This window comes from Agrobacterium sp. GW821-FHT14E08 (genome assembly GCF_058803865.1).
Map to the genome: position 1 here is coordinate 97,185 of NZ_JBXAPJ010000006.1, position 19,351 is coordinate 116,535.

Below are 19,351 nucleotides of genomic sequence, written 5' to 3' on the forward strand. Positions count from 1 at the left end.
GCGTCGTTCCCCCGTTATTTTTTGTAGTTCACGCGCCAGAAGTCCTGCCAGGTTTCGCGTGCATCCCAGTCTTCAAGGCTGGTGGCCATGCTGTAGGGCAGAACGCGATCAAGCACGGCGCCGATGCCGGAAGGCTCGTCGGCGGGCAGTTTCACGTCTTTATTGGTGGACATCTTGCCGTCGATCGCCTGTGGCGCGATGCCTTCCGCGGTCATGACATAGTGAATGAAGAGCTTTGCCGCGTTCGGGCTATCGGTGCCCTTGGTGATCAGGCCGACGCCCGGATAAAGCCAGCCGATCCACGGCTTCAGCTCCTTGCAGAGGCCGAGTTTCATACCCTTGTCGGCATTGTCGCGGAACTTCGCCGAGCTGATGAGGCCCATGAATGGCTCCTTCTGGCCGGGCGTACCAACGGCCTCGGCCGCCGCCGCATCGGCATCGGTCAGAAGCGGCGCGTTGGCGGCCAGCGCCTTGACCCAGGCCGCCGTCGCACTTGCCTCTGCGGTCTCCAGCTCCTTGCCGTAAAGCGCCTTATAGGCGGCCTTCACCTCGCCATCGCCATGCGCTGCCATCTGGTTGAACCAGTCGACATAGGATGCCTTGCCGAGCGGGTCCTGCATCGCCACCTTGCCCTTCCACTTCGGGTCGGTCAGTTCCCAGATGTTGGAAACCGGGCATTTGTCGAAAAGCTCGGTATTGTAAGCCCAGACATTGGCGCTGGTGACGACGGTAAGCGGATCCTGATATTCCAGCGGAATATTGCCCGCGAGATCCGGCGGCAGCCAGCTTTCGACAAAGCCCATCGGAATAAGCTGCGCCATCGCCGCCGGCGCATCGCTGATGATCGAGACGTCACCCTGAATATTGTTGGCCCGCGCCTCGCGAATGACCATTTCCAGCTGCGCGGACGCCTTTACCTTCGCGCCTTCCGCGCCCACGCCATATTTTGCGGCGAAGTTCTTCGCCATTTCCACGATCTTGCCCGTGCTGTCATAGACGGTGATCGGCTTTTCCTTTTTGGCAGCCTCGATCAGGGCATTGAGGTCGAAAGGCTCCCCCGCCTTCGCCACGCCGCCAAGCGTTGCGGCAATTGCCGTTGCACACAGGAGACGGCAAAGGCCGCCCGTCATTTTCCGCTTCATACTGCTCCTCCTTCAGCAAGCGATTGTCAGTCTTTTCGTCGTTTTCAGTTGTAGGAACTGCTCCTCAGCACCGTGTCCGCCTCGGTGATCCGCTGCCCCTTGGCGTCGAAGACATGCAGGGCCTCCGGCGGCACGTGGAAAAACACGCGGTCGCCGCTGTCGATGCGCGGCAGGGCATGGGTGGTCAGGAACAGCGTGTGGTTCTCGCTCCTCAATTCGAGAATCCAGCTGCCACCTGTCGGAAGCACGCCCGTCACCGTCATTTCTCCAAAGAAGCTGCCCTGCGGCACATCCTCCCGCCTTGCCGCATAACCCATCGCCTCCGGCCGCATGCCGATCGAGGCAATGCCGCGCAGTTGCGGATAACGCGTTGTGAAATAGGCCTCCGCATTGTCGGCGATATCGGACACCCCAGGCTGGCCGAAGGTCAGGATATTGATCGGCGGACTGCCGACAAATTCGGCGACGAAGCGGTTGGCCGGCCGATCGTAAATATCGTTCGGCGTGCCCATCTGCTGGAGGGTGCCCTCATTCATGACGGCGATGGTCGTGGCAAGCGTCATGGCTTCCCACTGGTCATGCGTCACGAAAACGATGGTGGTCTTGAACTCCTTATGCAGCCGCTTCAGCTCGGCGCGCATTTCCAGCCGAAGCCGGGCATCGAGGTTAGACAGCGGCTCATCCAGAAGCAGCACACCCGGATTGACGGCAAGCATGCGGGCAAGCGCCACACGCTGCTGCTGCCCGCCAGAAAGCTGCGACGGATAACGGTCGCGGTACTTGGCGATGTCTAGCGCCTGCATGACGCGCTCGACGCGTGCTTCACGCTCAGCCTTCGGCAGCTTGCGCAGGCGCAGGCCGAAATCCGTGTTGCGCTCGATGGTCAGATGCGGCCAGAGCGCGTAGCTCTGGAAGACGAGGCCCATTTCGCGCTTTTCCGGCGGCACGAAGATGCCGTCGTTGACCGAGTCTATCACCCTGTCGCCGACACGGATTTCCCCGCCGGAAAGGTTTTCAAGGCCCGCGATCATGCGCAGCGTCGTGGTCTTGCCGCAGCCGGAAGGGCCGAGCAGGCACATGAATTCGCCGTCGCGGATTTCGAGATCGAGATCGGAAACCGCATTTGCGGAATTCACACCGTAGTTCTTCTGCGCCCCGCGCAGGTTGATGGTAGGCATCAGCTTCCAAGTCCTTCTGCAAGATTTGTGCGGGTCAGCTTCTGGGCCAAAAGGGTGCCGAAATAGGCGATGCCAGCGATGATCAGCACCACGGCGTTGGCGGCCTGCGTATAGTGGTAATCGACCAGCCGCAGCGAATAGGTGGTCAGAACATCCGTGCTCGGCACCGCGAGGATCACGAACAGGCTCAGGCCCTTGATGCCCGAGATGAAGGGCAGGAGAACCCCCGTCACCAGCGATCCCTTCTGGATCGGAATGACGATCGAGATCATGCGGCGGAACCAGCCGGCACCGGCAATCTGCGCCGCCTCTTCCGGGTCCTTTCCAAGCTGTGTCATGGCCGAGATACCCGCACGTGAAGCATAGGGCATCTGGTCGGCAATCAGCGCCAGGATAAGGATCGTCACCGTGCCGTAGAGTGCCGGCATCGGCCCGCGCGGCACCGCAAACAGCGAGAGATAGGCGGCGGCAAAGGCGATGCCCGGCACCAGATAGGGCAGGAACGTGACCTGACGCAGATAGACCGAGAGCGCCCGCACCGGCGTGCGGATGACGACGTAACCGACCAGCAGGCCGAGAACGCCTGATGTGAGCGAGGCAAGACCGACGATCATCATCGTGTTTTTCGCAGCCGCCCAGAGATCGGGGCTCAGAAGAACGCCGGTCTGCAAGGCCACCGTGTTGAGATTGCTGCCAATCCAGTAGTCGAGCGTGAAATTGTCGAACGTGAATTTGGCCGGCATCTTCATGACGGTCGAGAGAGCGAGTGTAAGCAAAGGCAGGCCGACGCTGAGAATGAAGACGGCGGCCGCAAAGCCCGTTGCCGGAAGACGCATTCTGCCGAGACGGCTTTGCCGGTTCATGGAACCCTTCGAGCCGATCGTCACGAAACGCCGGGCTTCGCGAACGAGGCGGGCATCGATCATCAGCGTGATGATGCCGATGAGCATGATCGAGGCCGCAACGACACCGGCAACACCGGTCTGGCGCGAGGCAATGCTACGGAACAGCGATGTCGACAGCACCTCGAACTTCACGGGAAGGCCGAGAACATAGGGTACGCCGAATTCACCGAGGCACTTTGCAAAGATCAGCACCATGGAAGAGAGCAGCGCCGGGCGCATCAGCGGCAGGATGACCTGTAAAGCCACCTGGTAACGATGGGCGCCAAGAATGCGGGCCGAATCCTCCAGCTGCGAGTCGAAACGGCGCAGTGCCGAACCGAACAGCAGGATGACGAAAGGTGTGTAATGCAGGGCAAGGATGATGGTGATCGGGAAGCGCCCATAGGCCACCCAGTCCGGCGGTGTCAGCCCCATCGCCTCGAACCAGCCCGGCTGACCACCGACGGTGCGGTTCTTGAACAGCGTTGTCCAGGCAAGAGCGAAGGTCCAGGCGGGCAGCATATAGGGCACGATCAGCGCAGTCGCGAACCAGCGGCGACCGAACATATCCGTGCGGCTGATAAGCCAGGCAAGCACCGTGCCGATAACCAGCGAAAGCGCAATCGCCCCCAAAGCAACGGTGAGTGTGTTGAAGAGCGGATGCCAGAAAAGATCCGTTGCGACGGGCGAGAAGAACGCCCTGTCGAGATAATAAAGCGTGAGATCACCGACATCCTTGCCGAGACGCCGTTCGTGACCGAACTGGACGCGGACGGCATCGAGCACAATCGAGATGATCGGAACCACGATCAGATAGGTGAAAAGCAACGCCGTCAGCACGCCGATGAGCGTCGTCGGCTCCCTGAGCGCGACCTTGAGGCGATATCGCCAGGCCTGCCATGCCGAAGGCGCGGTCGTCGGGGGACGCCCCAGTGCCTCCGCCTTCGTTGATTCGCTTAAAAGAGCCATTATTCCTCCCCATATGGCCGCAACATTACTCCGACACGCGGGCAAGCATCTGCCTGCGCGCAACCTGCGATACAGGCGGCGCGTGCGTCGAACATGAGCAATGTGTCAATGCTTCAGCAGCGGGCATATCAGGCCCGCAAGCAACGATGATCCAGCTCCTCCTGGGAACATCGCCGGCAAGCAAAATATAGAATGAAAATTCCATAAAATGCCTGACCTTGGAATGCATGATCGATCCTAAACGGCATTTTGTCAACGAAAAAATGCACACGCGATCATTAGTTTATCATATTGTTTTTAAATGATTTTATTGATTCATTTTTGCAAATTTTTACGCCGGCCCGTGCACAATCGTCTTTTCCGGCAAAATGATGATGAAGAGGACGATATATTTGCTGGCAAAAGCAGGGATCACCGTTCCTGCACAGGAGCGCCTGGCAGCAGAAATATTACGATTGGAATAGTCGATCCCCTATGGCCTGTGATATCAGACATGAGGTTTCACAAGGGGGAGTTGAATGACGCGAGGGTTCGTGACCGCCGAAGAAGTGGCGAAAAAAGCCGGGGTCTCGCGCTCCGCCGTCTCGCGCACTTTCACCCCCGGCGGCAGCGTATCGAAGGCTGTCCGGCGCAAGGTGTTGAAGGCCGCACACGAACTTGGCTACCGCGTCAACCGTCTGGCCCAGGGTCTTAACAATGACCGTTCCAATCTCATCGGGGTCGTTGGGGCCAATCTCAGCTCGCCATTCATTTCAAAGCAGCTCGATCTGCTCAGTATCGGCCTTTTGCGTCGCGGTCTGCAATGCCTGCTGTTGAACGCGGCGGATGCGCGCAAGGATATCGCGCCGCTGATCGAGCTGCTCTTCGAGTTTCGCGCTCAGGCGATTATCGTCCTGTCCGGCGAACCGCCGGCCTCGATCGTCGACGAGTGCATCGCCAACGGCGTACGTCTCATCCTCATCAACAGGCTCCTCGACCGGACCGATACGAACATGGTGCTGAGCGACGATTCCCACGGTGCCGATCTCGCCGCCACGCGGCTTGTGGAGGCAAAATGCAGGAAGGTCGCGGTCGTTTCCAGCGGTAGCCAGACGCCGGCACAGTTGCGCCGCGCTGGCGCTTTCACCCAGCGCATGAGCATCGAAGGCATCGAGGTCGTCCCCTGGTCGGGCGGGTCGACGAGTTATGACAGCGGTTATCAGGCCGGCTGCGAATTGCTGGTCGACAAGACGATAGACGGGGCCTTCTGCGTGAACGACCTGCTCGCGCTCGGCTTCATGGATGCGGCGCGGCTGGAAATGGGCCGCCGGGTGCCGGAAGACGTGTCGATCGTCGGTTTCGACGACATTCCGCAGGCCGGCTGGAAAAGCTATCAGCTGACGACCGTTGCCCAATCCTTCGACGCGCTGACCGAGAAGGTTCTGACCGCGCTTGACAGCGACGAGCCGGAAACGCGGCTTCAGGTCGTGCCCGTTGCGATGGTCGAGCGCATTACCGCGCGTTAGACAGATGCACATAGGGCATAAAATTGCTGCGCGATTTTGCTCTAACCCGCCTGCTTGATCCGGCTTTCGATCAGAAGACCGCTTTCATCGAGAATTGGATGGGCGACAGCGGCGATATGGGCATTGATGCGCTTCAGGTCGCGCAGCATGTCGAGATGCACGGAGCTTGTCTGGATGCTGTCGGCCCGGCCATCGCGCAGACGCTGGAGATGACGGTCCGATGACTGCTTTTCCAGCCGCCGCACATCTTCCTTCACCTCCACCAGCCGGCGGGCAAGATCGGCATTGCGGGTTGCGAAAACCGATTGCGCCATGCGGATATTGTCGAGCGTGATGGAGAAAAGACGCTCCAGTTCGCTTTTGCCGTCATCGGAGAAGCTGAGACCGAGATCGATTTTCTTGGCGATTTCCGGGCGGATGCCCTTCTCGATGATGTCGCCGATATGCTCCAGATTGATGGCATATTCGACGATATCCATCGCGCGCCGCTGGTCCTTCTGGCACAATCCATCCCGGCCAACCTTGAGGACATAGACCTTGATAGCATGCTGGATACGATCGACCCGGCCTTCCAGCGCGCTGATATCATTGAGTTTCGAAAGATCGCTGTCGCGCATGGCGTCGCTCGCCTGACGCAGCATGCGCTCGATCAGGTCACCGACCAGCATCACTTCGCGGCTCGCCCCGGCAAGAGCCGCAACCGGCTGGTTCAGATCGTGCGTGTCGAGATAGCTGCGGCTGCTTTCGGCTCCCTCTTTTTCCGGCAGCAGCACGGTCGTCACCCGCAGCAGCAGGGGCGATAGCGGCCATGCCATGACGGCAACCGTGAGGTTGAAGATGAGATGCGCATCAACAGCAAGATTGGCGTGCGAGAAAGGCGACATGTCGAGCAGTGCCGCGCCATATCCCGCAAGCGGCAGGGCTGCGACACAGCCGGTCGTGCGGACGATGAGGTTGCCGACCGCCACCCGGCGCGCCGCAACCGGCGCCTTCAGCGTTGCCAGCACCGGCGGAACCGCGCCGCCGAGATTGGCGCCGAGCACCAGCACGATGACGAGGCTCGTTTCGATGCCGCCGCTTGCCGCAAGCGACAGGATGAGAACGACGATGGCGAGGCTGGAGGATGCCAGCACGGCCAGTACCGCCGAAAAGATCAGTGCAACCGGCCAGGCATTGCCAAGCATGGAAATGAAGAGGTTAAGCGACTGCGACTGCCGGATGGGATCCGTGGCCGCCGAGAGAAGATGCAGGGAAAGCAGCATCAGACCGACGCCGGCAAGGGCCGCACCCGCGCCCTGTCGCTGCACCGATTTTCCGCGCAGCAAAATGACGCCGGCAAGGATCAACATGGGTGACAACCAGCCAAGCCCGAGTGCGACAATCCACGCCGTCGTCGCGGTGCCGACATTGGCGCCGAGCAGCACGATCTGCGCCATCGCCGGTGCGATGAGGTCTTTTTCGACGAAGGAGGCGACCATCAGCGCCGTGGCAGTCGAACTCTGCAGGGCGATCGTCGCCACGAGGCCGGCGATGAAGGAGCGAAACCCGCCACGGGTACCGGCCGCCAGCCCGATGCGAAGCCTAGCGCCGAAAGCACGGGACATCCCGTCCTTGATCTGCCCAAGGCCGAAAAGCAGCAGGGCCACCGCACCGAACAGATTGATGCTGACAACGACCGATTCCACTAGATCACCTCGCCTGTCCTGCCTGCCGCCACTCTTCCCCGAGGGGCCGCTGAGACGCCCCGTTCACATCGCCGATTGCGGCGAAAAAATCTTCGTATCACACCGCCATGGATTGACGTTGCGGTGTGAGACGCAGTTCCAGATGCTGCGAACCGCCTTCGGCACGCTCTAGAAACAGCCCGAGGGCGCCGAAGAAGATTTCGATAAAACTCTTAACCGAACCGTCATGATGATCGGGCTCGCGGCCAAAACGCGCCGCCAGCACCCGGTAAAGGGAAAGCCGTTGAGGCTCAATATGCGCAAGCGCCAGGCCCGCGCCCTGACGCAGGCAATACCAGTCGGCAATCAGCTCGAACATCGGCAGCCCGGAGGACAGGACGGCATCATGCGGGGCAATATTCTGCTCTCCCAGCAGACCGATGACCTCCGATACGGTTTTATCCGCAATCGCCGCCACGATCCCGGCTGGCCACTCCTTTGTGAAATAACGATGCCTGATCAGCGCGCGCTTATGGCCAAGCAGGAAATCACCGTAATTTCCCGCCGCAAACGCCGGATCGTCGTCCTCGCCCGCAAGTGCGGTTTCCTGCGCATAACCCCGGCAAATGCGATCGTTGATCGGCAGGGCGGCCATTTCCACCGTTTCGACGGAAACTTCGTGCTGCGAAGGATGCACAATCTTGAAGGCGGGCGGAAAGGCGACCAGAGACGGCACGGCGATATTGGTGAGCGAGGTTTCGCCCTCCCCGCGCCGGGTCACGCCTTCCACATGCAGATGCCCGCTGAAATGGACCTGGAGTCCGGCCTCAAGCAGCGCATCCTCAACTGCCTTGCGGGGCGTGCGGCGGACGACATTGGTTTCGCCGAACAGCGCGCTTTCGGCACCGCTTGCGCCATCGAAGGGATCGAGCGCCGGATAGTGGGAGAAACCGAGCAAGGTCTTGCCGAGCGCCTCTGCCCTCTCACGCACATCGGCAATCCAGTCGATGATGAAGGGTTTGCTGCGCAATAGCGCATTCCAGCCGCCGGAGGTGCTGTCGGTAAAGGCCGCTTCTTCACCCCGCTCGAAAGCGCCGTCGAGCGGTTCGAAAATATTGGCGTCGATCATCAGCAGCCAGAGGCCGGGTTCCGGTTCCACCAGATAGGAAGCGTCCATCAGCTGGTAGACATTGCGGCCATCGGGCGAGCGCACCTCGTAGAGCCGGTCTTCCGCCGCATCGGAAAGCCCGAAGGGTGTTTCCCAATGCAGGTAGTCCGGCCGGCGGAAATAACCGAAGGCCGCCATTGGCTCAAGGCCCGCAGGATAACCTTCGCAATACATCCGGTCGCTGATCACGACCCGGTCGCCGGCCCGCCGCGCATCGCTCGAAACGGAAAGGCATTTGCCGTTCTCCGTCAGGAACTCCTTGGTATGGTGCCGGCCACGCGGGCCGAAAATATCGTGATTTCCGGGCAATGCATAAAAGGCGGTGCCATGGGCATCGCGATGGTGCTCCAGAATACCCTTCAGCGTCTCGGAGGTCGCCCGCTGGCCGTCGTCGGTATAGTCGCCAAGCAGCACCACGTGGCGAATGCCGCGCTGCCGCACCTCTTCGAGCGCGGCATGCAACGCATCGGCGCTTTCGTTGAAAACCCGGGTGGATTCGCGTGTATCCGACCAGCTGCGCATGGTGATGCGCTCACCACCGATCTCTATGCCGGGGAAACCGAAATCGGCCGCCGTGTCATGAAAATGGGCATCGGCAATGACGGCGACGGAGGGAAGCGTGCGTTTCAGCATGATTGAACAGTCTTTCTGCCCTCGACCATGTCAATCCATTCGGAAGCACGGCGGGCTGCGGCATAGAGCATCGGTTTCGGCGTCTCGAACCATTCATCCGGGCGCAATTCCCGCTTCGTGCGGATCACGGCCAGTGCATCGTCAAGCGTGGGATAGAGATGCGGCTGCTGCTTGTGCAGGAAGAGCGCGACCAATGATACGGACCGGCTGCGGCCGCTGCGGCAATTGACGAGCACATTGCCACCATCGGGGAAGGGATAGGTTTCCCGCTTCGGCATGGTCTGGCGAAGCGCACCGTCGAGGATGTAGTAGGCCCCCAGCATCATGGTGTCGGGGCTGCCTTCGCCATCGATGAGACCGAGCTTGTAATAGCGGATATCGCCATAACCCACGGCGCGCCTCTCGCCCTCTTCCGCCGTAGCCTGCACGAGATTGATATCCAGATTGACGGCGCAATTAACGACGGTGGTAATGCCGTGTCGGCGCAGGAGCCCAAGATCGCTCGCACCATCGCTGCCGCCGATATAAAGCGCAGCGTTATGCGGGCCGAGCCCTTCCGCAATCAGGCTGATCGCAGGCCGGGCATAAACGGGTCCATCCATGTCATTCCTCCACATACACCAAGCACCCGTCACGGGCGGGTGCCCGTCTAAATTCAGGCCGATAGGGCCTGCTGCCGATCCGAAGGCTGCCGCTCTGCCAATGGTATCTTCGATGCCTGGCTGACGCCCCTCGCAACGCCGCCAGCTGCGGCCAGCACTGGCCCACCATCTTCAAGACTACCAATCTCCAGGAAAGGGCAGACATCGCCGCCAGCTTCGCTGACGAGTAACAGTCCCGCAAGACAATCCCATGAATTCATGTGCAATTCGAGATAGGCATCGGAACGGCCATCGGCCACATAGGCAAGCGCCAGCGCGCCGGAACCGGCACGGCGCACATTGGTGCCCATATCGAGCAGGTTCTTGACGACATCGAGATAGGTGGCATTGGCTATACGGGTCGACCAGCCCATTTCGATTGATGCAGCATCGAAACGTTGCGTTTCCGCAACCCGGATCGGCTGCCCGTTACGTGTCGCCCCCTCGCCGCGGCGGGCGAAATAAAGCTCGTTGAGCGCGGGATTGTAGATCGCGCCGATTTCGGTTCGCCCATTTTCAACATAAGCGATGGAGATGCAAAAATGCGGTATGCCACGGGCGAAATTCGCGGTGCCGTCCACGGGATCGACGACCCAGACACGGTCACCGATTACACCACCACCCTCCTCGCCGAAAAAACTGTCATTGGGAAAGCAGGCCGAGATCGCACCGCGAATATGCGCTTCGGAGGCCGCATCCGTCACCGTCAGAAAGTCCTGCGGACCCTTCATCGAGAAGCTGCGCGTCGCCTCACCCTCAAAGCCTTTCAGCACCAGTTCGCCTGCGGAAAGAATAATGCTGCGGCACAGTTCGGCACGGGCTGCCAACGTATCCGGATAGGGCATCAGGTCCATGCGAAATAACCATCTCTAGAAAAATTGAACACGCGTTCATATTGCACGCGTGTTCAATCTTTTCAAGCACGATTTTTGAGGGAATTGGCTCAATCGAATCAAGCCCAACAGATAATATCGCTTTGAAACGTTATTCCGGTTTGGTGACACCGGATTGACGGTGCTTATGCCATTTTGGAACGATGCGGATGGAACGGTTTCGCCATGCACGAGTTCCTGTTCTGTAACCCCAAGCAGGAGAAAGAAAAGTGGATCACACCAATCATGTACGCCTCGTCAAAACCGAACTGGTTTCGTCCGTTCTGGAAGGCGCGACTGTTTATGGCGCGGATAACCACAAGGTCGGCAAGGTTGATCATGTCCACGGCGTCGGCGCTGGCAGCACCGCGATCATTGATGTCGGTGGCTTTCTCGGTATCGGCGCAAAGCCGGTCGCAGTACCGCTCAGCGATCTCGATTTCATGCGGGACGAGGATGGTGATGTCCACGCGGTCACCTCATGGACCAAGGACCAGCTCAAGGACATGCCTGAACACCGCCATTAATATTCAGACAAGGCCCGGCAAACAGCCGGGCCGAGAATAACGACAAGCCTCTCCCCGTTCGGCCTCGTACCGAAGATTTAGGGGGAGAGGTTTTCGCATTTTATTGGCAAAATTTGCGAGACGTGGCCGTTTCAGACGGCAAGGAAACCGCCGTCGATAGGCAGTACGGCACCGGAGATCATGCTGCTATCATCCGACAGAAGCAGCGCGATACTTTGCGCAACATCTTCGGCCTCGGCAAAGCGCTTCAAGGGATGGCGAACCATCATCGGTTCGCTCTTGGCCGGATCGTTCCACGCTTCCGCAGCCAGTTCCGTCAGCGTGACGGTTGGCGCGACAGCGTTGACACGAATGCCATGCGGACCGAGTTCCTTGGCGAGAACCCGGGTCGCACCTTCAAGTCCGGCCTTCGACGCCGCATAGCAGAGGTGATCCTGAAAACCACGGTGACCGGCAATGGAGGTGATGTTGACGATCGCACCGCCGCCGCCCTTCGCAACGCGGGCACGGGCAAATTCCTGGCAGGTGACGAGAGCGGCGCGCAGGTTGATGCCCAATACGGCCTCATAGCCTTCATCGCTCATATCGAGCACGCTTTCGAGCACGTTGATGCCGGCGCTGTTGATCAGGAAATCGCACGGCCCCGCCTCGATCATGGCCGCCCGCGTTGCGGCCACATCGGCGAGATCGACGCGGATCGAACGGCCGCCGATTTCGCTTTTCAGGCTGTCGAGATCGGACTGCGTGCGGCTGATCGCCACGACTTCCGCGCCGCGCGCGGCCATCAGGAGAGCGCAGGCGCGCCCGATACCCTTTCCTGCGCCGGTGATGATGACGGACTTTCCGGAAAACTGCATGGAATCCTCGTTATTTTGTGGCCGATAAGGCCGGATGATCTAAACTTGTGACGCGTCTCAGGAATGGCTGGCGGAGCGAATGGCGCGCGCCGCATTCTGGAGCGCCAGAAACGCGTCGTACCGCGACTGATGAACCTTTTGAAAAGCAGGATCGGGCGAAGCACATTTGGCAATGCGCGACATGGCGGGCATCGCCGCCATCAGGTCCGGATAGGTTCCGGCGGCAACGGCCCCAAGCATCGCAGATCCGAGAAGCACCGGCTCTTCGCATTCGGTGAGTTCGACCGGGAGGCCAGTCGCATCGGCCAGCAACTGCCGGGCAAGCGGATGAGCGCCGGCCCCGCCGCTGACACTGATGGTTTCCACCGGCGCGCCGTTGCGGGCCTGCGTTTCGATGATCTGGCGAAGCCCGTAACCGAGGCCGAGAAGCCCCGCGACGTAGAGCGCGACGAGCGAATCGACGCCGGTCTCCATGCCATAACCGGCAATGACCGCGCGGGCATGGGGATCGGCAAAGGGCGCACGGTTGCCGAGAAACTCCGGCACCACATGAAAATCTTCGGCGACTTCAGCTGCGGCGGACGCGGATGCGGCAAGGCTGAGCGCGCGGTCGGCAAGCCACACCGGCAAGGCTTTGCCTTCCTTCTCGGCAAGCACCTTCGCCTCGGCAAAAGCCGGGTGCAACTGCACCAGATAATCGATGGCGGCGCCGGCGGCGGACTGGCCGCCCTCATTCAGCCAGGCGCCCGGCACCATGGCGGAATAATAGGGGCCCCAGACACCCGGCACGAAGGCGGGTTCGGCGGTGGTCGTCATGGTGCAGGAAGAGGTGCCAAAGACATAGCCGAGGCATCGCGATGCATCGCCGCCCGCAGCCACGGTTCCGACGCCGCCTGCATGAGCGTCGATCAAGCCTGCGGCAACGGCGGTTCCGGCAACCAGACCCATCGCTTTTGCCGCCTCTTCGGTCAGGCCATTACCCAGCGCCGTGCCGGGATGGACGACGCTTTCACCGATGCGACGGAAGTCCTGCTCGGCGAGGTCGCCAAGCCCGATGTGGTTGAAATATTCCGCATCCCAGCGGTTTTCATGGGCAAGATAGGTCCACTTACAGGTTACCGTGCAGGCGGAACGATCAAGCGCGCCGGAAGCCTTCCATGTCAGAAAATCCGTCAGGTCGAAGAAATGCTCGGCGCGCGCATAGATATCCGGCCTGTTTTCGCGAAGCCACAGCAGCTTTGGCGTCTGCATTTCCGGTGAAATGCGGCCGCCGACATATTTCAGGACGGCATGTTCGCCGGCATTGATGCGTTCCGCCTGTTCAACGGCGCGGTGGTCCATCCAGACGATGATATCGCGTTCGGGATGATTCGGCGCGCCAACCGGCAGGGTCTCATCATCAGGCCCGCGAACGACGAGCGAGCAGGTCGCGTCGAAACCGATACCGGCAACCTCGGCCGGATCGATACCGGCGCGCGAAACGCTTTCACGGACACTATCGCAAACCGCCTGCCACACCTCACCGCTCGATTGTTCGGCAATGCCGCCATCCTCGCGGTGCATGCTGATCGGGCGCTTGGCGGTAGCGAGAAGCTTGCCCGCGACATCGAAGACACCGGCCCGCGCCGAGCCTGTCCCGACATCGACGCCAACAAGGTAGGAAGCCATTTGCAATACTCCTCGGAGCGGATCATCCGGTGCTTGAACGATGTGGAGCGGCTGGACCGGTTCCGATTTTCCCAGCCGCCCCTGAAGTTTTTAGACGCGGTCGAAGTTGGTCGGCAGCACCAGCATGTCACGGATGGTGACGGTGCGCTTGCGCGTCAGCATGTAGATAACGGCATCGGCCACTTCGCTCGCATCGATGAGGCTACCCGATTCCTTGGCCTTGCGGAGGTTTTCCTCCGGCCAGTCCGCCAGAAGTGCGGAGACAACCGGGCCGGGAGAGACCTGCGCGACGCGCACGCCGTGCGGGATCATCTGGCGGCGCATGCCCTGCACGAAGCTGGTGATCGCCCATTTCGAGCCCGAATAGACCGGTTCCCAATAGGTCGGGAAATGGCCGGCGATCGAGCAGGTGACGATGATATCACCGGTCTTGCGCTCCGACATATGCGGCACGACGGCCTGCACATTCTTCATGACGGCGTTGACGTTGAGGTTCAGCATCTTGTCGATGGCCTCAGGCGTCGTTTCGGTCAGCTCACCGCCGATATAGGTGCCGGCATTGCAATAGAGAATGTCGATATGATCGACCTTTCCGAGGATTTCCGGGATCATGGCGTTGCAGCTGTCGGCATCCAAGAGGTTGGTGACCTGCGGAATGGCGCGGTCGCCAAGCCTGGCGGCCAGATCTTTCAAGGCTTTCTCGTTCCAGTCGACCATGACCACGGTTGCGCCCTGTTCCAGAAGCGCTTCTGATGTGGCAAGCCCGATTCCGGATGCGGCACCGGTGATGACCGCGATCTTGCCTTGCAGCGATTCAGACATTTAATTCTCCTGCGTTTATGAAGATGTTTCCGGGCCGGCTCAGCGCCAATCGCGCCCGATATAGATGGCCAGCAGGATGATGCCGCCCTTGATGACATCCTGCAGATAGGGGTTGATGCCCATCAGGTTGAGGCCGTTATTGAGAATACCGAGCAGCACCGCACCGATGAGCGTGCCGAGAATGAGACCCCTGCCGCCGGCAATCGCCGTGCCGCCGAGAACGACGGCCGCAATGGCATCAAGTTCGAAGCCGACACCGGCATTGGGCTGACCGCTCATCAGGCGGCCGGTAAGGATGAGGGCCGCAAGTGCTGCTGTGACGCCAGAGATGCCATAGACGGCAAGTTTGACGCGCCGGGTCTTCACGCCTGAAAGGCGGGCCGCCAACTCGTTGCCGCCAAGCGCGTAGACGTGACGGCCGAAGGCCGTGCGCTGCAACAGCACCCATGCCACCGCATAAATCACCACCATGATAATGACCGGCACCGGAACCACACCGACGCGGCCGACGCCGAACCAGGAAATCCAGCTCGGAATGCCGCTGACCGGATAACCGCCGGAGTAGATAAGGCCAAGGCCGCGTGCCATGCCCATAGTGGCGAGCGTGACGATGATGGCCGGCATCTTGCCCCAGGCGACAAGCGCCCCGTTAAAGATGCCGATGCCCAACCCGATGAAGAGGCCAGCCGGCAGGGCAACTGCGGGCGACAGGCCAGTATTCACCATGAGGCCGGCGGACAGCGTTCCAACAAGCGCCATGACCGCACCGACCGACAGGTCGATGCCGCCGGTGAGGATGACGAAGGTCATGCCGACGGCAAGGATGCCGACGACGGACACCTGCCGCAGCACGTTCATGATGTTGTTGACGCTGAAGAAATTGTCGCTCGCAAGACCCATGAGGATCGATACGACAATCAGGCCCGCCAGCGGCAGGGCCAATGGTGAGCGCAGCAGGTTGCCGAGACTGAAACCGCCCGTTTTCGCGGCAACGCCGGTGTTTGCATCAAGCGACATGTTCAACCCTCCCGGTGGTGGCGTTTGTCATTATTGTTTCTGAATTGATGTCTGCGCCCTCGACGGTGGCGACGATGCCGCCGGAGCGGAACACGCAGACGCGGTCCGACATGCCGATCACTTCCGGCAGCTCCGAGGAGATCATGATGATCGAATGGCCCTTCGCGGCGAATTCGCGCATCAGCGAATAGATTTCCGCCTTCGCGCCGACATCGATGCCGCGTGTCGGCTCGTCGAAGATCAGCACGCGCATGTCGTGGTTCAGCCAGCGGGCAATCACGATCTTCTGCTGGTTACCGCCCGAAAGCGTGTCGACGCGGGCAAAGGGACCCTGCGCCTTGACCTGCACCTGCGCCATGGCCTTTGTCGTGTATTCCAGTTCCTTTTTGAGATCGAGGAACCAGTGGGCCTTGCGGTATTTGCGGTAATTGTTCAGCGAAATATTCTGCAGGATGGAGAAGCTGGTAATCAGCCCCTCCTCCTTGCGGCTTTCCGGCAGCAGGCCGATGCCGCGCATCAGCGCCTCATCCGGTCCGGAAAAACGCGTGTCCACGCCGTCGAGCTTGATCTTGCGGCGCGAGGCGGAATGCGCGCCCAGCATGGCGAGAACCGTTTCCGTGCGGCCCGAGCCGACAAGTCCGGCAAAGCCGAGAATTTCACCCTTGCGCAACGCAAAGCGTGAGACGGGGCCACCCTTCTTCAACTGCAGCTCTTCGACTTCGATCACCTTCGCGGCGGAAGGATCGAGCTGCGGCTTCGGCGGGAAACTGGCTTCGATGCGCCGGCCGACCATCATCTCGACCAGACGGTCATTATCGACCTCCGACGTCAGGCAGGAACCGATCAACTCGCCGTCGCGCAGAACGGTGATGCGGTCGCAGATCTCGAATATTTCCTCGAGGTGATGCGAAATGAAGATGATCGCCACGCCCTGACGCCGCAGCTCGCGCATGACCTTGAAGAGATGCTCGGTCTCGGAGGGCGTGAGTGTCGCCGTTGGCTCGTCGAGCACGAGAATGCGGGCATCCAGCGACAGTGCCTTGGCGATTTCGACAAATTGCTGCTGGGCAACGGAGAGGCGGTGCACCGGCACGTCGAGCGGTACATCCACCGCCAGACGGCTCATGATCTCGGCCGCGCGCTTGCGCATGGCGCCCTTGTTCAAAAGGCGCAGCGGCCCGCGGATCTCGCGGGCAAGAAACATGTTTTCAACGGCATTGAGATAGGGGATCAGGCTGAATTCCTGAAATACGATGCCGATGCCGGCGGCAATCGCCTCGTCATAATTGGCAAAGCGGCGATCCTGCCCGTCGATGCGGATCGTTCCCTCCGATGGCTGCAAAATGCCGCACAGGATCTTCATCAAAGTCGACTTGCCCGCGCCGTTTTCGCCCAGAAGCGCATGCACCTCACCGGCGCGCGCCTCAAGATCGACGCCGCGCAGGACTTCGATCTTGCCAAAGCTTTTTCTTATTCCATTCAGTTCCAGCATTTCACCCTCCTCGATGGTCGGGATTTAACCCCGCCCCCGTACAAGACGGGGACGGGGCCTGGGAGGAGTTCTTACCAGCTGAACTCGCCGGCGTTCTTGCTGTCGACGACCATAACGTCGATCGGCACTTCCTTCGGCACGACGCGGGCGCCCCACTTCTGGGCAAGCGCCATGGCAAGGCCGACACGGACCTGGTCACGCGGGAACTGCGCGGTGGTTTCGATGAAAGGGCCACCATCGGCAATCGCCTTCACCGCTTCCGGAGCACCGTCAACCGAGGTCAGCTTGATGTCCTTGCCGGAACCCTGGATCGCAGCGAGTGCGCCCATCGCACCGCCGTCATTCACCGAGAAGATACCGGCAAGGTTCGGACGCGACTGGATCATGTTTTCGACAACACCAAGAGCAACGGAGCGGTCCTGACGACCATTCTGCGTGTCGACCAGCTTGATGTCGGCGAATTCGGCAAGCGCTGCCTTGCAGCCTTCAACGCGCTGCAGGATCGGAACAACCGGAATGCCGTCGAGGATTGCGACTTCGCCCTTGCCGCCGAGCGCTTCACCGAGGTATTTGCACGACTTGTAGCCTGCATCACGGTTCTTGGAGCCGACGAAGGTATCGACCGGGCCATTGGCATTGGCGTCGACGGCAACAACCGTCACACCCGCAGCCTTGGCGGCATGCACGGCGGCTTCGATGCCGGCGCTGTCGGTGGGGTTCAGAAGCAGGATGTCGATCTTCTGCTGAAGCATGTCTTCAACGTCGGAAATCTGCTTTGCCACATCATGGCCGGCATCGGTGACGACGACGTCAGCGCCGATGCTTGCCGCAGCTTCCTTCAGCGCTTCCTGCATCGACACGAAATAGGGGTTGTTCAGTTCCTGGAACGTCATGCCGATCTTCAGCTTTTCCTGCGCCAGCGCCGGAGCGGCCATCATTGCAATTGCGGCTGTCGCCATCAGCAGTTTCGATTTCATCGTCATTGTAACTTCCTCCCGTTTGGAAAGTTTGGGCAATAAGGGCCCGTTTCCGGACAGTCCTCTGCCCGAATTGGTGAAAATTCGTGATGTCTCGCTGGTTTAGTCCGCCATGACTGCCGCCTTCTGGGCCGCGAATATGGTCCGGAACCTCGATGGCGACATTCCCTTCAGCTTCAGGAAATGCCGGTTGAAATTCGAAAGGTTGGAGAAGCCCACATCATAGCAGACCTCCGCCACCTTCACCTCCTGATCCGCCAGCAGCATCTGGCAGGCGAGATCGATGCGTAACTGATTGCGATACCGCACCAGGGTCGTCCCCGTGTGACGCTTGAAGGCGCGGGAAAAGGCGCTCGGGCTCTGGCCCACCATGTCGGCCAGGTCGATCTCCTCGACCTGTTCGGTCAGGTGCTGGCGCAGATGCGACAGAGCGCGGTTGATACCGCTGTCACCGATGCCAGTCAGATCAAGTTCGTAGCTCAGGCTTGCCAGCACCTCGGAAGACGGCGCATTGACCAGGAGGTCGAGAATTTCCCAGAAAAGCGCCAGACGCGTCAGACCCTGCGCTTCGATCAACCGAAGGATCAGCGGGCGAACACGGTCGCTCGTCTCGTCGTCGAACAGAATGCCGCGGCGGCTGCGATCCAGCAGCGCACGCACCACATCCATCTCCGACATGGAAGCGCAGGCATCCTCGATAAAGCTCTCCGGAAACTGGATCACGAGAGAGCGTGTCGGTACGATCTCGTCCGGCTCGATCTCGCTGATCCAGTTCTGGGGGAGATTGGGACCGGTCATGATGAGCTGACCGGGGCCGAAGCGACCGACGAAGTCACCGATATAAAACGTGCCGGATGTCGCCACGACCAGATGAATTTCATATTCGGGATGGTAGTGCCAGCGCACGGTGCGGAACGGATAGCCATGCCGCCAGGCAGCGAAGGACTCGCCCTTGCGGATGTGCACCAGTTCCAGATCGGGCTGCATCAATATTCCTCCCTTCAGTCACGTCCGCCGCATTTACGGAACAAAGCCATTCCTCATTATGGCTCGTCCCAGGCGTTGGCGGAGAGCATATGGCTTGCCGCGTATAGTTCCACATCATGCCGGGGAAATTGCTGATACTTTTTTGACTGTTTTTTGTCGGGAATTGAATAGTCCGATGCGGAAGGCGCCAACGATGGCCGCCGCTATGCCGAATTTCCTGCGCAATTTTGCGTGATACGCCTATATAATGCGCATGGAACAGAAAGAGATGATGAATTTTTAGAGCGCGATCCACCTGTCACCGGCAGTTCGCGCTCATACTTTTCCGCAGGGTATTTGCCGCTCGAT

16 protein-coding genes are annotated in these 19,351 nt (G+C 60.2%); 2 read left to right on the forward strand and 14 right to left on the reverse strand.

The genetic code is table 11. The annotated features are described in order from the left end of the window. Positions 1-14: 14 nt before the first annotated feature. The 3 genes from AC1ROR_RS20255 to AC1ROR_RS20265 are packed head-to-tail and all read right to left on the reverse strand — an operon-like array spanning position 15 to position 4,173. On the reverse strand, positions 15-1,142 hold the full coding sequence (locus tag AC1ROR_RS20255; protein ID WP_498590509.1) for an ABC transporter substrate-binding protein: 1,128 nt from the start codon (positions 1,140-1,142) through the stop codon (positions 15-17). A gap of 44 nt (positions 1,143-1,186) precedes the next feature. Continuing rightward, the gene (locus AC1ROR_RS20260; RefSeq protein ID WP_142171470.1) at positions 1,187-2,320 is read right to left on the reverse strand and encodes an ABC transporter ATP-binding protein; all 1,134 of its coding nucleotides are present in this window, start codon (positions 2,318-2,320) and stop codon (positions 1,187-1,189) included. Beyond that, positions 2,320-4,173: an ABC transporter permease gene (locus AC1ROR_RS20265; RefSeq protein ID WP_035226898.1), complete on the reverse strand. Its 1,854-nt coding sequence runs from the start codon at positions 4,171-4,173 to the stop codon at positions 2,320-2,322. The genes AC1ROR_RS20260 and AC1ROR_RS20265 overlap by 1 nt, the downstream gene beginning before the upstream one ends. Before the next feature lie 518 nt (positions 4,174-4,691). Here AC1ROR_RS20265 and AC1ROR_RS20270 point away from each other — a divergent pair. After that, on the forward strand, positions 4,692-5,678 hold the full coding sequence (locus tag AC1ROR_RS20270; RefSeq protein WP_216331913.1) for a LacI family DNA-binding transcriptional regulator: 987 nt from the start codon (positions 4,692-4,694) through the stop codon (positions 5,676-5,678). Between the two features lie 41 nt (positions 5,679-5,719). On the opposite strand, the gene AC1ROR_RS20275 is transcribed toward AC1ROR_RS20270, so the two are convergent. From AC1ROR_RS20275 to AC1ROR_RS20290, 4 genes are all read right to left on the reverse strand, one after another. Beyond that, complete coding sequence (locus AC1ROR_RS20275) at positions 5,720-7,363, reverse strand: Na/Pi cotransporter family protein (protein WP_498590510.1); 1,644 nt, start codon at positions 7,361-7,363, stop codon at positions 5,720-5,722. Positions 7,364-7,460: 97 nt separating this feature from the next. Further along, positions 7,461-9,143, reverse strand: coding sequence for a metallophosphoesterase family protein (locus AC1ROR_RS20280; protein ID WP_498590511.1), 1,683 nt, complete (start codon positions 9,141-9,143; stop codon positions 7,461-7,463). After that, a complete protein-coding gene (locus tag AC1ROR_RS20285) occupies positions 9,137-9,745 on the reverse strand; it encodes a dual specificity protein phosphatase family protein (RefSeq protein ID WP_498590512.1) in 609 nt (202 codons plus the stop codon). The genes AC1ROR_RS20280 and AC1ROR_RS20285 overlap by 7 nt, the downstream gene beginning before the upstream one ends. 53 nt (positions 9,746-9,798) lie before the next feature. Next, the gene (locus AC1ROR_RS20290; RefSeq protein WP_498590513.1) at positions 9,799-10,638 is read right to left on the reverse strand and encodes an inositol monophosphatase family protein; all 840 of its coding nucleotides are present in this window, start codon (positions 10,636-10,638) and stop codon (positions 9,799-9,801) included. A 248-nt stretch (positions 10,639-10,886) separates the two neighbouring features. Between AC1ROR_RS20290 and AC1ROR_RS20295 the strand changes: the two genes are divergently transcribed. After that, entirely contained in the window at positions 10,887-11,183 is a 297-nt protein-coding gene (locus tag AC1ROR_RS20295; protein WP_080839645.1) for a PRC-barrel domain-containing protein, read from the forward strand. A gap of 131 nt (positions 11,184-11,314) precedes the next feature. On the opposite strand, the gene AC1ROR_RS20300 is transcribed toward AC1ROR_RS20295, so the two are convergent. From AC1ROR_RS20300 to AC1ROR_RS20330, 7 genes are all read right to left on the reverse strand, one after another. After that, positions 11,315-12,040, reverse strand: a complete 726-nt coding sequence (locus AC1ROR_RS20300) for an SDR family oxidoreductase (RefSeq protein WP_498590514.1) — start codon at positions 12,038-12,040, stop codon at positions 11,315-11,317. Positions 12,041-12,097: 57 nt separating this feature from the next. Beyond that, positions 12,098-13,708, reverse strand: coding sequence for an FGGY-family carbohydrate kinase (locus AC1ROR_RS20305; protein WP_498590515.1), 1,611 nt, complete (start codon positions 13,706-13,708; stop codon positions 12,098-12,100). A 90-nt stretch (positions 13,709-13,798) separates the two neighbouring features. Next, positions 13,799-14,530, reverse strand: coding sequence for an SDR family oxidoreductase (locus tag AC1ROR_RS20310; protein WP_225338407.1), 732 nt, complete (start codon positions 14,528-14,530; stop codon positions 13,799-13,801). 39 nt (positions 14,531-14,569) lie between these two features. Then, entirely contained in the window at positions 14,570-15,547 is a 978-nt protein-coding gene (locus AC1ROR_RS20315) for an ABC transporter permease (RefSeq protein ID WP_035225776.1), read from the reverse strand. After that, complete coding sequence (locus AC1ROR_RS20320; protein WP_498590516.1) at positions 15,537-17,039, reverse strand: sugar ABC transporter ATP-binding protein; 1,503 nt, start codon at positions 17,037-17,039, stop codon at positions 15,537-15,539. The genes AC1ROR_RS20315 and AC1ROR_RS20320 overlap by 11 nt, the downstream gene beginning before the upstream one ends. Before the next feature lie 71 nt (positions 17,040-17,110). Beyond that, a complete protein-coding gene (locus tag AC1ROR_RS20325; protein ID WP_080839637.1) occupies positions 17,111-18,022 on the reverse strand; it encodes an ABC transporter substrate-binding protein in 912 nt (303 codons plus the stop codon). A gap of 96 nt (positions 18,023-18,118) precedes the next feature. After that, a complete protein-coding gene (locus AC1ROR_RS20330; protein ID WP_080839634.1) occupies positions 18,119-19,003 on the reverse strand; it encodes an AraC family transcriptional regulator in 885 nt (294 codons plus the stop codon). Positions 19,004-19,351 lie beyond the last annotated feature (348 nt).

Excerpts from the sequence above, each read along its gene's own strand:
- AC1ROR_RS20270 (WP_216331913.1), top strand. The coding sequence starts at position 4,692 with ATGACGCGAGGGTTCGTGACCGCCGAAGAAGTGGCGAAAAAAGCCGGG.
- AC1ROR_RS20325 (WP_080839637.1), bottom strand. The coding sequence starts at position 18,022 with ATGACGATGAAATCGAAACTGCTGATGGCGACAGCCGCAATTGCAATG.
- AC1ROR_RS20320 (WP_498590516.1), bottom strand. The coding sequence starts at position 17,039 with ATGCTGGAACTGAATGGAATAAGAAAAAGCTTTGGCAAGATCGAAGTC.
- AC1ROR_RS20290 (WP_498590513.1), bottom strand. The coding sequence starts at position 10,638 with ATGGACCTGATGCCCTATCCGGATACGTTGGCAGCCCGTGCCGAACTG.
- AC1ROR_RS20315 (WP_035225776.1), bottom strand. The coding sequence starts at position 15,547 with ATGTCGCTTGATGCAAACACCGGCGTTGCCGCGAAAACGGGCGGTTTC.
- AC1ROR_RS20255 (WP_498590509.1), bottom strand. The coding sequence starts at position 1,142 with ATGAAGCGGAAAATGACGGGCGGCCTTTGCCGTCTCCTGTGTGCAACG.
- AC1ROR_RS20285 (WP_498590512.1), bottom strand. The coding sequence starts at position 9,745 with ATGGATGGACCCGTTTATGCCCGGCCTGCGATCAGCCTGATTGCGGAA.
- AC1ROR_RS20330 (WP_080839634.1), bottom strand. The coding sequence starts at position 19,003 with ATGCAGCCCGATCTGGAACTGGTGCACATCCGCAAGGGCGAGTCCTTC.
- AC1ROR_RS20280 (WP_498590511.1), bottom strand. The coding sequence starts at position 9,143 with ATGCTGAAACGCACGCTTCCCTCCGTCGCCGTCATTGCCGATGCCCAT.
- AC1ROR_RS20300 (WP_498590514.1), bottom strand. The coding sequence starts at position 12,040 with ATGCAGTTTTCCGGAAAGTCCGTCATCATCACCGGCGCAGGAAAGGGT.
- AC1ROR_RS20265 (WP_035226898.1), bottom strand. The coding sequence starts at position 4,173 with ATGGCTCTTTTAAGCGAATCAACGAAGGCGGAGGCACTGGGGCGTCCC.
- AC1ROR_RS20310 (WP_225338407.1), bottom strand. The coding sequence starts at position 14,530 with ATGTCTGAATCGCTGCAAGGCAAGATCGCGGTCATCACCGGTGCCGCA.
- AC1ROR_RS20260 (WP_142171470.1), bottom strand. The coding sequence starts at position 2,320 with ATGCCTACCATCAACCTGCGCGGGGCGCAGAAGAACTACGGTGTGAAT.
- AC1ROR_RS20305 (WP_498590515.1), bottom strand. The coding sequence starts at position 13,708 with ATGGCTTCCTACCTTGTTGGCGTCGATGTCGGGACAGGCTCGGCGCGG.